Origin of the sequence: Occallatibacter riparius (assembly GCF_025264625.1) — a bacterium.
GTDB classification, from domain to species: domain Bacteria; phylum Acidobacteriota; class Terriglobia; order Terriglobales; family Acidobacteriaceae; genus Telmatobacter; species Telmatobacter riparius.
The window spans coordinates 5,792,467-5,805,916 of the sequence record NZ_CP093313.1 but is presented as its reverse complement, the minus strand read 5'-3'; the positions used below and the strand labels follow the sequence as shown (position 1 = coordinate 5,805,916).

Genomic DNA, 13,450 nt, shown 5'->3' with positions numbered 1-13,450 from the left:
ACTAAACTCAACGGCGCAAATCAGACATTCGCGGAGGATACTCATGAGCACCGTCACGCCCAGCAAGCCACATAGCAGTCCTACTGCGCAAGACGACTGGGAGCGCGGCTGGCTCGAGCACTGGAGCAAGGCCGGGACCGCCGGTTACGAGCTTCCCAAGTCCGGCCCCGGAGCGGAAGACGCCGCTTTCCTCACCGAAGTCCGCACTCCTGAGAAGGAAAAGGCCCGCCTCGAGCGCGTCCGGTCCGAATTCGTCACCGCAGCGGACGCCATGATCGACCTCGGCCCCGCCGTCACCGTCTTCGGCTCTGCGCGATTCAAGGAAGACCACCGCTATTACAAGCTCGCCCGCCAGGTGGGCAGGGAACTAGCCAATGCCGGTTTCGCCACCCTCACGGGCGGCGGTCCCGGAATCATGGAGGCGGCGAATCGCGGCGCTTTCGAATCCGGCGGCACCAGCTACGGCCTCAACATCATCTTGCCCCACGAGCAGGCGCCGAATCCCTACGTGCAGAAGACGATCAACTTCAACTACTTCTTCACGCGCAAGGTTATGCTCGTCAGGTACTCCTGCGCTTTCATCATCATGCCCGGCGGCCTTGGCACGCTCGACGAGCTGTTCGAAGCCGCCACCCTCATTCAGTGCCGCAAAATCGGCCCGTTCCCCTGCGTGCTCATGGGCGAATCGTTCTGGAAGGGCCTGCAAACCTGGGGCAAGCACCTCGTCAAGCACGGTGTCTTTGAGCAGGAGGAACTCGGCTTCGGCCGCGTTACAAACTCACCCAGGGAAGCCGTCGATCTCATCATCCGCAGCATGCCGCACCAAGTGCGATCGCTCCTGAAGCCCAAATAGGAACAGCGCGGATGAAGATTACCCCAAATCGGTCAGCGGAACGAGGAACCTGCAGTTGCTGCACGGATTCCGCACGGAAAACTTCCGTGTTCTCGCAGCGCTGAAGCAATGCGTAGAGTTCGAATTTGTATAAGGAACCGCGTGAACCTTCCCCTGATCCCATGAAAGTCGCAGTGCCTTTCCCCTCGTGCATCAGTATAATCCCGGACGTAACGGCGCGAAAGCCATGATCGGCTTGCTCGATACGCGCCAGTGACTGAAATCGCCTGCTCTTGGGGCTTCGTGGTTGAGGCGTAATGGCGCGATGGCGCATTGCTACCGTCTTCTTGTACCTGGCGCTCTCCGCTTGTCTGAGCGCCAGCTCCTCCCCTGCGCCCCTCACCTCCCTTAGCGCTATCCATCAGCTCACAAACCAGCAGGCCACCGAGCTTCTGCCAGTCGCTTTCGAGGCCACCGTCACCTACTATCGCCGCGGCAACGTCGACCTTTTCGTGCAGGACGGCGACGTGGGCATCTATGTTGAAACGTCCGTCAACGAAGACCTGACCTTCGGCGATCGTGTCCAGGTTACCGGCATTACGCGCGCCAGCTTCAGGCCGGAAATCAAGGCCTCCCAGGTCACTGTTCTTCATCACGGTTTGGCGCCTCCCGCTGTACCGGCGGATTTCTCGCAGCTCATCCGTGCCGAGTTTGACTGCCGACGCGTCAAGGTGCTGGCAAGGGTGCGCAGCGCCAATACGATCCTCGACGTAGGTTCTCCCAGTACGTACCTGCACCTGCAGATGGATGGAGGTCCCGTAGACGCCGAGGTCTTCAACAGCGTGGCGAAGGACATGCCCGATCTGCTCGATGCCGAAGTAGAGATCACAGGCGTCGCCGCCGGCAAATTCGACAGCAAGACGCAGATGACCGGGATTCTGTTGGAGGTCCCCTCGCTTGCGGATGTCAAGATCGTCCACCCCGCCCCGCCAAAGCCTGACACCGCCGTGCTCACCCCGATGGACGAGGTCATCAAGGGCTATAACGTCCTTGACCGTTCTCAGCGAATCAACGTTGCCGGCGCGGTCACCTACTATATGCCCGGCACAACGGTCGTATTGCAGGATGGCGCCCGGAGCCTCTGGCTCGCCACAAACTATGAAGGTCCTTTGCGCATTGGCGAGTGGGTTGTGGGCAGCGGTTTTCCGCAGGTGAGCAATGGCTTCCTCACGCTGACTAACACCACCATCCAACCCTCGCATCGCTTTGCGCCCGTCGAGCCCCATCCGGCCGATGTGACGGAACTGGCCCGCGGGGTGCGCGCCTATGATCTGGTCACCGTGCAAGGCCGTCTTCTTACTACCATTCACGGCGCTGCGCACGACGAGTTTGTGCTCATCTCCGGAGATCACCTGTTCTCCGCCGTCTATCGCTATCCCGGAAGAGACATTGCACAGACACTCCCGCGTTTGAAAAATGTAGCGCCTGGAACGAACCTCAGTGTGACTGGCATCTGCAAGAGCGACCGCGGAGATTTCTATCAGGGCATCGTTCCATTCGAGATATTGCTTCGCTCGCAAGATGACCTCGTCGAGCTCGCCAGCCCTCCGCTACTGAACGTCCAGCATCTTCTTGAACTGGTCGGCGTTCTGCTCGTCATCATCTTCGCCATCGGCCTTCGCGCTTGGATCACCGAGCGCCGCCTTCGCAATCGGGCTGCGCAGATGGTCAACCTCGAGCAGATGCGCAACGGCATTCTCGCGCATATCAACAGGTTTCACCCACTGGGTGAAATCCTGGTGCAGATTTCCCGCCTGGTTTCGGCTGCACTGCCGGGCTCGCGCGCATGGTGTGTGCTCGACAACGGCGACGTCGTCGGCGAAAGGCCTACCGAAACCGAAGGATTGCGCCTCGCCCATATCGACTTCCCCAGCCGCGCCGGCCGCCCCTATGGCGCGCTGTGGGCCGCGTTCTCAGAAGGCCAATCCCCGAATCCCGACGAGTCCGACATCCTTTCGAGCGCCGCGGAGTTGGCCACTCTCGCCATCGAAGCCAGCCGCATGCACTCTGATCTGGTCAAACGATCCGAGTACGATCTGCTCACCGGCCTGCACAATCGTTTCTCACTGCATCAGCACCTTGACGCCGCTCCCTCAAAGGAGCGCGAAGGGCTATTGGCCCTGATCTATCTCGACCTGGACAACTTCAAACAAGTCAACGATTGCTACGGGCACAACTTCGGCGATCTGTATCTGCGCGAAGTCGCAGCGCGCATGAAGCGCCAGATTCGCCCCGGCGATCTGCTCGCGCGCCTCGGCGGCGATGAATTCGCAGTCGTTGTCAGCGGCGCCCGTACCCGTGCCGACGTCGAAGACATCGCGCATCGCCTGGAACGATCGCTGGACCCTCCCTTCGAACTCGAAGGCAAGATCATTCACGGCTCCGTCAGCGCCGGCATCGCTTATTATCCTGAAGACGGCCTAACGCGGGCGGCGTTGCTCAACGCAGCCGACCTCGCAATGTATCGCAAGAAAAACACCCGCCGCGAAATTTCATCAGAGCTCTGAGTCGCGTGCCCCATCGAGGCTCCGTTTGAGCGGAGTCAGATCCCCGCATACCATGCATACCCCGCCTCCGGCGAAGCGGATCCCAGCCCCTTCCCGAACCCCTTCATCGAATCCGTCGCGGTCAGGCCCACGACAAACTTCACGCTCTTATATCCCAGTTGCCGCGGTACCCTCAGCCGCAGCGGCCCGCCGAACTTCACCGGCAGCTCCCCATCATTCATTGCATAGGTCAGCAGCGTCTGCGGATGCATCGCATCCGCCATGTCCACGCTCTCCCACCAATCCTTCTCAATGGAGCGATAGACGATGTACCGCGCCTGCGGCAGCACGCCCGCCTCTCGCAGAACCCCGTGTAGCGGCGTGCCAATCCACTCCGCGATATACGACCAGCCCTCTTCGCAGCTCACTTCGGTGATATGGCTATGCACCGGCATGCGTTTCAAATCTGACAGCGAGAACACCGTCGGCCGGGCCACTATCCCATTCACAGCCAGCTTCCATTCCGCGAACCCGCCTGCCTCCAACTTCTTGAACGCATCGCTCGGCGGCGCAATCTCATTCGCAAACGGTACCTTCGAGATCATCTCCCGCGGAAACGTCCGTGCCATCGCATTTGTAGTCAGCAGCCTCTGCACGCCATAAGTCAAAGTCTCGCCCGGCCCGTACACCCCGCGACAATCCGGCGGAATCAGCCCATACTTCTTCGCCAGCGGCACACCCGCAGCCACGCCCGCGACGCCCGCGGCCGTCACCAGCCCGCCCGTGATCAGCTTCCTTCGCGAAATCGGATTCATGCGCCCTCCTCCTCGTCTCCCACGCGGCCCGTAATCATGCCACGCATGCGGCTCCTGAACCCCGATACCGCCACCATCACGACGTGCACTACAAAGAAGATCACCAGCGCGATCGTCACCAGAAAATGCAGCGTCCGCGCCGACTGCCTGCCTCCCAGCACATTGACAAAAAATGGAAACGCCGCATTGAATCCAGGCGACAGCGCCAGCCCCGTCCATATCACCGCCGGAAACAGCACAAACACCGTGCCCGCGTACGCTGCCTTCTGCAGCACGTTGTAGGCTCCCGCCTCATCTGTGTCCGGCCGCGACATCCGCAGATACTGCGCAGTCCGCTTCCAATAAGGACGCCAGCTCCACTCGCCGCGACCTGCCAGCAGGTTCTTGCGGAAGTGCCCCGTCCAAATTCCTGCAATCCCATACACCAGCGCGGTCAGCACCAACCCCCACGCCGCCTCAAAGTGCAGGTACCGGCCTGCCCCGTTATGATCCGGCATCACGTAGTTGTAGCCGGTCGGCACCGTCGCTCGCGACGCCGGGATCGGAATCACGAATGCCGGCTGCATGTTCACATTGCCGGTTTCGCCCCAATAAAAGCGCGGATGCGACACAACGATCGCCAGGCCCGTCACAAGCAGCGCCACAAAGCACACGAACGTCAGCCAGTGCGTCACGCGCACCAGGGTCGTATGCCGCCGGATTGTCGTCTGAGGAAGGGAAGCCGTTGCTGGCACGTGCGGAGCATAGCATGAACGCAGCCGCTTGTCCGCAACAATCCGCGCCCGCCGGCGGCGACCCTTTTGGCTCATTTCACCGGTGCGGTAACGGTTGCGCCACTGCAGTTTTCTCTTAGTCTTCCGATAAATCAACCAGGGCGGGCTATCTCGCGGAAGGCGCTGTGAACCGAATTGCGCAGGGAATACGTTCTCGGCTTCTGGAGAGACTCACCAGAAGGGGCGCAATTGCGTCCTATTTGCGCTTACGGGTGAGCAGATCCGATAGTGTCGTGTTGTTCGTCGCCTGCGTTCTGGTCGCGGCCTCTTTAACCCACGCCGCACGTCCGCTCACGTCGGTACGCGCCATCCGACAACTCAGCGGGCAAGACCTCCGTTCCAATCGCCCTGTCGCCGACGTGACCACCCTTGCGGCCGCCTTTCAATCGCGCGCTCCCGGCTACCACCCCCGCTTTCCCATGCATTTGGTAGAAGCTAATGTTCGTTACCGGGGAGTGACGGGTAGCGCCCTCGATGTCCGCCTGATCTCCGCTCCGCCTCGGCTCACCGCGCGAAGAATGCGGGCTATCGGTGCCGCCCTCGGAGTGTTCACCATCTTGGTAGCCTGCTGGGTGGTCGTGCTCCGCCGTCAGGTCCGCCGTCAGATGGACATCATCAAGCAGGACATGGAGGCGAAAATCGCACTCGAGGAGCGATATCGCCGCACCTTCGAGCGAAACCTGACCGGGCTCTTTACTGCCAAACCCGACGGAACCGTTCTGGACTGCAACGATGCCTGCGCGCACATCCTCGGGTTCGCAGACAGGGCCGAACTGCTGGCCCACCAGGACGTGGCACGGCAGATGATTCGCACCTTGTCCAGCGGCAACTTTGCATCGGATTCACTGGTGAACTTCGAACACCTGTTTCACCGCGCCGATGGCACCTGGGCATGGGCCCTTAGCAATGTCAGGCTGGTGGATGGCGCCGGCCATCCCGTGCTTGAGGGCGGGGTTGTCGATATCTCTGACCGCAAAGTCGCCGATGACCAGATTCGCTATCTCGCCTACTACGACGCACTCACCGGATTGCCCAATCGCGCTCTGCTCTTTGACCGTCTGAAGCTAGCGCTGGCGAGCGCACGGCGCCACGGCGAACAGCTTGCCGTTCTCTTCCTCGACATGGACTGGTTCAAGCACATCAACGATTCGCTCGGCCACGCCTATGGCGATCGGCTGCTCAAAATGCTCGCAGATCGCCTCCGCACCTGCGCGCGCGAACAGGACACAATCGCCCGCCTGGGCGGTGACGAATTCCTTCTTGTCATCAACGGAGTCGATGGCCCCGCCGACGCCTCGGCTGTTGCGGAGCGCCTGCTGCGCCGGCTCGAGCAGGGGTTCGAGATCGATGGGCGGCAGTTGAATATCAGTTGCAGCATCGGAATCGCCCTCTTCCCCGGCCATGGGGAGGACGTCGACACCCTGATCAAGAACGCCGATGCGGCGATGTACACCTCCAAGGACAGCGGCCGCAATTGTTGTACGCTCTTCCGGCCTGAGATGACGGATTTCGCCCTTGAACAGCTCACCGTCGAGAACAATCTCCGAACCGCCATCGAACGCAACGAACTCTCGCTGGTGTTTCAGCCGGAGATCGACCTCCTCACCGGCCAGCCCACCTGCTGCGAGGCCCTGCTTCGCTGGCACAATCCCGAACTCGGATCCGTGTCGCCAGATCGCTTTATCCCCACTGCGGAGCGCACCGGAATCATCCTTCCCATCGGCGAGTGGGCGCTGCGAACCGCCTGCCGCGAGGCCCAGGCATGGACCGGCGAACTTGCCCATTCGCGCGTGGCGGTCAATGTCTCGGAGGTACAGCTCAGGCAAGCCAACTTCTGCAACCTCGTGCGAAGCATCCTCAACGAAACCGGACTCTCTCCCCAGCGCCTTGAACTGGAATTGACTGAAAGCCTGCTTGTCAGCCGCGAAGGCGAACCTCGCCGCATCATGGATGAACTGCGATCGATCGGCGTCAGCTTCGCTCTTGATGATTTTGGAACCGGCTATTCCAGCCTCGGATACCTCCGGCATTTCCCCATGGACAAGCTGAAGATTGATCGCGCTTTCGTCCGAGATCTGCCGGCGCACCGGGAGGACGCGAGCATAGTCTCCGCCCTGGTAAATATGGCCCGTAGCCTCAATCTCAACGTCACCGCCGAAGGCGTGGAGACCGCCGAACAACTGGCAGTCCTTCGCGATCTCGGATGCGACCAGGTGCAGGGATACCTTCTCTGCCGTCCCGTCGAAAGCCATCGCCTGATCGAGTGCCTGCAGGCCGAGCGCTCACCGGCAGTCCTTGCCCTCAGCGAGCCTGCTGCGGAGGCGCTGCAACTCGCCGCGGACTAATGCCCCCTGCGCCAACCGCCGCGCTTAACTACATCCCGCCAACGCCGTCGATCTTGGCGGCCAGGTCGAAATCCTTGTTCGTCAGCCCGCCCGCATCGTGCGTCGTCAGCGCCAGCTTCACCTTGTTCCATCGGATATCGATGTCCGGATGATGCCCCGCGTTCTCCGCCAGCTCACCCACTTTGTTCACGAATGCGAGCGCCGCCTTGAAATCCCGGAACTCGAACGTCCGCGTAATCTCGCTGTTCTTTTCCGCCCATCTCGGAATCGCCGCAAGCCGCTGCGATACTTCAACTTCCAACAGTGGAGAAGCCTTCATCATCTGACCTCCTGCGCGTGCGCGGCGCCTGCCGCGGCCCTCATTCTACTCCGCTCCTGTAAAGGATCAATCGCCTTCATCCGCCGTCTCTCTCACCCTGCTGCGACACGCGAAACATCCTTCAGGCCCTTCAATATGCATCCAAGTTCACGGGGCGCTTGTGCACCTGTCGGCCCTGCAATCAGGAGATTGTAATGATGCGCGCGACTATTCCGTGGCTGCTCGCCGCCTGTGTCATCGGATCCTCCGCAGCCCAGATCCAGGCACAGGACGCACGGGCCTTCGTCGAGAGAGCTGTTCAGAACGAGCTCGCCAAAGACGCGGCCGATCACACTCGCTGGCTCTACTACGAAGATGATCGCAAGCCCGAAAGCCCCGTGAAACAGTGGGTTGCCGACACCGCCAACGGCAGCCTCAAGCGCATCCTCCAACTCGACGGCCACAGGCTCAGCCAGTCAGAACAGCTCGACCGCTTGAACCGCTTCCTCGGCGACACCAGCGCCCAGGCCAAGGCCCGCAAGTCCTCCTCGCACGACGACGCGCAGGCCACAGAGATGCTTCAGATGCTGCCGAAAGCCTTCATCTGGACCAAAACCGGAGAGCAGGGCGACAACACCATCCTCCACTTCAAGCCCGATCCCAATTTCCGTCCGCCTGATCTCGAGGCCCGCGTCTTCGCCGCAATGGAAGGCGATATGGCGGTCGACACCCGTCAGCTCCGCATCGCCAGCCTCAAGGGCAAAATGATTCAGGACGTGAAGATCATGGGCGGCCTGCTCGGCGAGCTGAATGCCGGCGGCATGTTCGACGTCGAGCGCCGCGAGACCGGCGATGGCATCTGGCAGATCACTGAAACCCATGTCCACATCAACGGCCACGCGCTCATCTTCAAAACCATCTCAGAGCAGGAAGATGACATCAAGACGCACTTCAAGCAGCTCCCGCAAAGCATCACAATGCAGCAAGCCAAGAACGAACTGATGCAAGCCCCCGAAGGCACGGTCGCGCTGCGATAGGACATCTCCAGGGAGTTATGGCACGCCTGATTTGAATTCCCCTTCACATGAGGCGGAATGGCTTGTCAGACTTGCGGAATACAAGAGCGCCGCTTTCGATAGAGACGGCAAGAAACGGATTGACCTCGACATCCACGTCCACCACTCCGGTCAGCCCTTGCCTCGGCACCTCGATCGTGAGCTGCGCGGCCTGAGAGAGGGAAACCTCGACGTACCCCGCAGAGGATGTGCGCAGATCCGTGGTGGCGTGACTCTTCCGCGCGACATCCCGGCCCTCAATCTTCACGAGGACGTCGTCGTCGCGAAATCCGTCGCCCAGAAGAATGCTCAGAGTAGCCATCCAGTTCTCCTCTTTCGGTTCTTGGGGATCCGGGGCAGGTGCTTTGCCCGCCCCGGTCCGCAGTTGAACAGGACCTCAAAGTCGGCCAGGCTATACCGCAGCCTTGACCCGTTTTTCGTCAGCAGCAACGCGGCCAATTGCCCGTTCGTTCTCGGCGATCACGTTGTGCAGACGCTCTGATACCAGGGAGTCCAGTGCCAGGATCTTCTGATCCACTGCGAGTTTCAGCATCTTGACGCTCGCCGCAGGATCCGGAGGACGCACCACCAGTTTCGCCGCTAGAGGGTCGATCAGTTTGAATTTGCGAGCTGCGTTCACCCCTTTAACGATGCGAACGTAGTTCGCAAGCGGATGGTTCGCGTGCTTGTCGAGCACGTCGTCAAAGCGCTCGTTGCCCTTCCTCAGGAACTCCGAGTCCGAACCATTCAGGTAGAGCAAGGTGCCCTGCTCGTCGCCGAAGAGAAGATCCGCTACATCCTCGTCGGCTGCATTCACTGGATGTCTCACGCGCAAATGCAAAATGTTCGACATTACACGCGAGCCGTCCGGAGCGTTGTAGATGGCGCGGATCTGGTAGAAGCCGGTCCGGTCGAAATAGAACCCGTCCTTGCCATATCCGCAGTACACCAGTTCTTCGAGTTTCGGCGTCTCCGTGCCCATGGTCAGCAGCTGTGCCTTGACGCAGTGGTCAATCAGCGGCCGATAAGTGAGCACTTTGCCATCCGGGCGACAGATCCCAATCTGGACTCGCCCCTCGTTCGGTTGCAGGTGCGGATCAACCGTCGATCCCGGCCGCCCCTGAAGAGATAGTTTGATATGAACCGGCTCCCCGAAGAGAACACTCTTAGCCGGCTTCTCGGTAGAGAGAGTCAGCGTGAGGCCGGAGTTGTCGGTGATTGAATCGATGAACGCCGTCTTATCCTCAAGAGCTGCTCCGACTCCAAAATCATGTCCGCCCGGCACCACATCCAGGAAATAGCCATGACGCAGATGGATCAGCTCCGGATCGTCGAAGTGGAAATCGAACCCGCTCCAGAAAGCTCCTTCTCCGCCGCCAGGGAACATCCATGGATAATTCATCCACGAGTACGACGACGGGCGGTTCGGCTGCGGAGGAGTGGCGTATTGTTTCTGCCACGAATGCAGCAGGTTGAAGCAGTGCCCCAATTCATGCACTTCGCAGTAGAGCTGCTCGCGCCGCATCGCAGGAGTCACTCCGTTCATTCCCTGATAGAACACCGCACACCCCTGGCGTTGCGGCCCTTGCTGGTCGAACATGATCCCCAGCAAGCCGGGTCCCTCGACGTGGGCCCAGCACAGCACTTCCCACACCTTCCATTGCGGCACATCCTTCCAGAGGCTGAAGTGCTTTTGCATGCATGCGTGCAGTTCCGCGTCGTTCCATTTCGTGTCGGCGCCCACTTCGGTCATCGGAATAACGTCGCTCGCGCTGTCCGGAACCAGTTCGATTCCCGCTTCCTTGTAGGCGTCCACAACCGTGAGATTCCGGGCAGCCCCTCCCGAGGGCAGGGATCCGGTGTTATAGACATCCAGAGGGGGAGTTATCTCGTCCGAAACGCGATCGGTTTCAAACTCCACTCTGCGGAAATAGGCCGACTGGTATTGGCAGAGATAGCTTGCACCCAGGTGACCTGCCGCGTCGAACCACTGCACGGTCGCCGGCGCTGGAGACTGCAGCAGCAGGCTCCGTCGGATGGTGATCTTGATGTGGTTATATGCGGTATTCCACGTATCCGCAGCAACTCCAGTGATCGTGACGAACTGCTTGGACGTGGTCACATGCGGCGCATTCACGATGAAGGAGCCGAAATAGACCAGAGTCGCTCCCTGCATGCTGAAGTAGTCGCCGCTCACCTTCAGGAGCGGATGAATCCCGTCGATGTCCACGCGGAGTTCCAATACAAATCCGTTTGCTGTTCCGCGATAGCGGCCGCTCACCTTGCGGTAAGGAAGAGTTGGAATAATCGGCTGCGTTGGAATGACCGGCTGCTTGCCGGGCAACGGAACCGGCTTGGCTGGGGCGATTTGGGCTTCATTTGTGGCAGAGACTTCTGATTCGATGCCGATACTTTGAAGAGCTTCGATCTCGTCCACGCTGATTTCGCCGATGAATGCCTGGTTCGGAGAATTCGGCTCGGCGGAATTCATAACTTACCTCCTCGTTTCTTCTCGCGTTGCTGTCGTGAGCCCGCAGGCCGAAGGTCAGATCGGAAAAAGAGCGCTGGCCGACGCTGCGGCTCGACACTGCAGGTCAGGTAAGTGCGTTCTTTGGTTTGCGAACGCAGCTTCAGGTCCCAGCTGATGGATCTTCGGATTTCACTGTTCTGGTTTCGTGGCGAACTCGGCCATAAGCCGGTTCATGGCAGACCATCAGGGAAACCCCTCGCGCCTCCTCAAGGCGTGCGGGTAGTTGCCGTGCCGTCCGGGGTGGCATTTGTTGCAATGCCCCGATCGGGCATCATGGCGTACCAAGGGAAAGAACCCGGAGAACCGGCGCGATTAGAACACCTCACCCGGCAAGCGACAGTGATCATGGTCACATTTCAATGTGACAGCTCCAGGTAAAGGGACGACGCCCTTCCCATGCTCCTTCACTGAACACTCCGCCTCCGCCATACGTCCAACACTCCAATGGGTATCATCGGAACTGGAGCCATCCCAGGAATGAACCATCGCTTTCGGGTCCTGATCTGCCTCGCTGCGGCCATCCTCACCCTGCCATGCCTCTCTGCCCAAAAGCAGCCTGCGCCGGCGCAGCAGCCTGCGCAGTCGCAGCAAATGCCCCCCGCCGAGCCGCCCCTCCCCATGTCCGGCTCGCAGCAAGAGCCCACGCTCCGCATCACTACTCAGGAAGTCCTCGTCCCCACCCTCGTCCAGAAGCACGATGGCTCCGTCGTCTACGGCCTCAAGGCCGACGACTTCGTCCTCGAAGACAACGGCGTGCCGCAGAAGGTCCAGGTTCAGGAAGAAATGGACACCGCCCCCGTGGCCCTCGTCGTCGCCGTCGAGCAGGGAGGCGCAAGCGTCCTCGAGTTCGACAAGTTCTCCCGCCTCGGCCCGCTCCTCGACTCCTTCCTCTCCGACCCGCGCAGCCAGGCCGCCCTCGTCGGTTTCGACTCGATCCCGCACCTGCTCCGCGACTTCACCCACTCCACTGAAGACCTGAATCAGGACCTCAAAACTCTCCAGCCCGGAGACGGCGGCGACGCCATCCTCGATACCGTCAGCTACGCCGTCGACTTGCTCCAAACCCAGCCCAAGGACTACCGCCGCGTCCTCCTGCTCATCAGCCAGGCTCGCGACCACGGCAGCAAGCACACCAAAATCGAAAGCCTCATCAAGAAAATCGGCGAGAGCGACGTCCTCGTCCTCACCGTGGAGTTCTCGCCCATCACCGCCGAGTTCCTGCACGACATGAAAGACTCCGGCGAGAACCGCACCCTGAACATGATGTCCGCGCTTATGGCGCTCGTGCAGGCCTTCCGCAAGAACGTCACCAAAGAGATCGCCCTCATGAGCGGCGGCGAGTACACCACCTTCATCTCCGACAAGAAGTTTGAGCAGCGCGTTCTCGACGCGGCCAAGCACGCCCGCAATCGCTATCTGCTGACCTTCCGCCCCACTGACCCCACCCCTGGCCTCCACTCAATCCGCGTGAAACTCGCCAACGACTACGGCGCAAAAATCGTAGCCCGCGCCAACTATTGGATCGGCGACGTCCCAGGCATCGAGTGAGCCGCCAGACGCGTCGCGAGCTTCTTCATCGCTGCGTTTTCGCGGACCACTTCGCCGGCGTCCTCACTACATAAAGCAATCTCTGCCGCGATCGACCGACCCAGAATCTGCTGATCGATATTGCCGTAGCGCCCCGGCACCAGCTTCCCAAGCCAGCCGACCCAGGCCGGTGTATGCGCATTGCCCACAATGATGCCGGGACGGAAGATGGCCAGGCGCTTGAAACCGACGGCGCGTACCGTGTCTTCCTTCATACCCATCACGCGGACGTAACGAAAGCGGCTGCGGGCGCTGCTGCCTGCGGCCGAAAGCAGGCAAAACTGTGCGGTTCCGCCATCCCGGCATCCGCGTGCAAAGGCGCCCACCACGCCCACCTCAAGCCGCCGCAGCTCTTCCTCGCTCCAGCGCATTGAGCCGGAACCCACGCCCACGCAGCTCACTGCGCTGGCCGGTCCCTGGCTCAGCACGTCGCGCGCAAGAGCCGCGATGCGCGCGGCAAAGTCTGGGGCACCGGTATCCAGAACCACGTTGTTAACCCGCGCCCGCGCCGCGATGGGCTTCCTCGTCACCATCACCACTTCCCGGCATTCCGGAATTGCGAGCAGCTCGGTCACGGCTGCACCGCCCACCTGCCCGGTGCCACCCAGAAGAATGACGGCAAAACTCATTGTTTTGACCCCTGTTCCCGTAAACACTATAGGTCTTTGC

At 60.7% G+C, this 13,450-nt stretch carries 11 protein-coding genes; 5 read left to right on the top strand and 6 right to left on the bottom strand.

Annotation, left to right across the window (positions count from 1 at the left end; genetic code table 11):
- Positions 1-43: 43 nt before the first annotated feature.
- Together MOP44_RS23770 and MOP44_RS23765 are read left to right on the top strand one after the other, a co-directional pair.
- A complete protein-coding gene (locus MOP44_RS23770; RefSeq protein WP_260792897.1) occupies positions 44-853 on the top strand; it encodes an LOG family protein in 810 nt (269 codons plus the stop codon).
- Positions 854-1,149: 296 nt separating this feature from the next.
- On the top strand, positions 1,150-3,399 hold the full coding sequence (locus MOP44_RS23765) for a diguanylate cyclase domain-containing protein (protein ID WP_260792896.1): 2,250 nt from the start codon (positions 1,150-1,152) through the stop codon (positions 3,397-3,399).
- A gap of 35 nt (positions 3,400-3,434) precedes the next feature.
- On the opposite strand, the gene MOP44_RS23760 is transcribed toward MOP44_RS23765, so the two are convergent.
- Both MOP44_RS23760 and MOP44_RS23755 read right to left on the bottom strand, forming a co-directional pair.
- On the bottom strand, positions 3,435-4,193 hold the full coding sequence (locus tag MOP44_RS23760) for a molybdopterin-dependent oxidoreductase (protein ID WP_260792895.1): 759 nt from the start codon (positions 4,191-4,193) through the stop codon (positions 3,435-3,437).
- Complete coding sequence (locus MOP44_RS23755) at positions 4,190-4,927, bottom strand: cytochrome b/b6 domain-containing protein (RefSeq protein WP_260792894.1); 738 nt, start codon at positions 4,925-4,927, stop codon at positions 4,190-4,192. Before MOP44_RS23755 ends, MOP44_RS23760 begins: the two co-directional genes overlap by 4 nt.
- A 272-nt stretch (positions 4,928-5,199) precedes the next feature.
- Between MOP44_RS23755 and MOP44_RS23750 the strand changes: the two genes are divergently transcribed.
- Complete coding sequence (locus MOP44_RS23750; protein WP_260792893.1) at positions 5,200-7,311, top strand: putative bifunctional diguanylate cyclase/phosphodiesterase; 2,112 nt, start codon at positions 5,200-5,202, stop codon at positions 7,309-7,311.
- A gap of 28 nt (positions 7,312-7,339) precedes the next feature.
- Here MOP44_RS23750 and MOP44_RS23745 read toward each other — a convergent pair whose 3' ends face one another.
- On the bottom strand, positions 7,340-7,633 hold the full coding sequence (locus tag MOP44_RS23745) for a 4a-hydroxytetrahydrobiopterin dehydratase (RefSeq protein WP_260792892.1): 294 nt from the start codon (positions 7,631-7,633) through the stop codon (positions 7,340-7,342).
- Between the two features lie 191 nt (positions 7,634-7,824).
- On the opposite strand from MOP44_RS23745, the gene MOP44_RS23740 reads away from it, so the two are divergent.
- The gene (locus MOP44_RS23740) at positions 7,825-8,646 is read left to right on the top strand and encodes a hypothetical protein (RefSeq protein WP_260792891.1); all 822 of its coding nucleotides are present in this window, start codon (positions 7,825-7,827) and stop codon (positions 8,644-8,646) included.
- 43 nt (positions 8,647-8,689) lie between these two features.
- Here the strand turns inward: MOP44_RS23740 and MOP44_RS23735 are convergent, their stop codons facing one another.
- Together MOP44_RS23735 and MOP44_RS23730 are read right to left on the bottom strand one after the other, a co-directional pair.
- On the bottom strand, positions 8,690-8,986 hold the full coding sequence (locus MOP44_RS23735) for a hypothetical protein (protein WP_260792890.1): 297 nt from the start codon (positions 8,984-8,986) through the stop codon (positions 8,690-8,692).
- A gap of 90 nt (positions 8,987-9,076) precedes the next feature.
- The gene (locus tag MOP44_RS23730) at positions 9,077-11,155 is read right to left on the bottom strand and encodes a zinc metalloprotease (RefSeq protein ID WP_260792889.1); all 2,079 of its coding nucleotides are present in this window, start codon (positions 11,153-11,155) and stop codon (positions 9,077-9,079) included.
- A gap of 516 nt (positions 11,156-11,671) precedes the next feature.
- Here MOP44_RS23730 and MOP44_RS23725 point away from each other — a divergent pair.
- The gene (locus tag MOP44_RS23725) at positions 11,672-12,742 is read left to right on the top strand and encodes a VWA domain-containing protein (RefSeq protein WP_260792888.1); all 1,071 of its coding nucleotides are present in this window, start codon (positions 11,672-11,674) and stop codon (positions 12,740-12,742) included.
- Here the strand turns inward: MOP44_RS23725 and MOP44_RS23720 are convergent.
- Positions 12,709-13,410 (bottom strand): Rossmann-fold NAD(P)-binding domain-containing protein, encoded by a 702-nt coding sequence (locus tag MOP44_RS23720; RefSeq protein WP_260792887.1) that lies wholly within the window; start codon positions 13,408-13,410, stop codon positions 12,709-12,711. The two genes, MOP44_RS23725 and MOP44_RS23720, sit on opposite strands and share 34 nt — an antisense overlap.
- Positions 13,411-13,450 lie beyond the last annotated feature (40 nt).

Excerpts from the sequence above, each read along its gene's own strand:
- MOP44_RS23725 (WP_260792888.1), top strand. The coding sequence starts at position 11,672 with ATGAACCATCGCTTTCGGGTCCTGATCTGCCTCGCTGCGGCCATCCTC.
- MOP44_RS23735 (WP_260792890.1), bottom strand. The coding sequence starts at position 8,986 with ATGGCTACTCTGAGCATTCTTCTGGGCGACGGATTTCGCGACGACGAC.
- MOP44_RS23765 (WP_260792896.1), top strand. The coding sequence starts at position 1,150 with ATGGCGCGATGGCGCATTGCTACCGTCTTCTTGTACCTGGCGCTCTCC.
- MOP44_RS23740 (WP_260792891.1), top strand. The coding sequence starts at position 7,825 with ATGATGCGCGCGACTATTCCGTGGCTGCTCGCCGCCTGTGTCATCGGA.
- MOP44_RS23745 (WP_260792892.1), bottom strand. The coding sequence starts at position 7,633 with ATGATGAAGGCTTCTCCACTGTTGGAAGTTGAAGTATCGCAGCGGCTT.
- MOP44_RS23720 (WP_260792887.1), bottom strand. The coding sequence starts at position 13,410 with ATGAGTTTTGCCGTCATTCTTCTGGGTGGCACCGGGCAGGTGGGCGGT.
- MOP44_RS23760 (WP_260792895.1), bottom strand. The coding sequence starts at position 4,193 with ATGAATCCGATTTCGCGAAGGAAGCTGATCACGGGCGGGCTGGTGACG.
- MOP44_RS23770 (WP_260792897.1), top strand. The coding sequence starts at position 44 with ATGAGCACCGTCACGCCCAGCAAGCCACATAGCAGTCCTACTGCGCAA.
- MOP44_RS23730 (WP_260792889.1), bottom strand. The coding sequence starts at position 11,155 with ATGAATTCCGCCGAGCCGAATTCTCCGAACCAGGCATTCATCGGCGAA.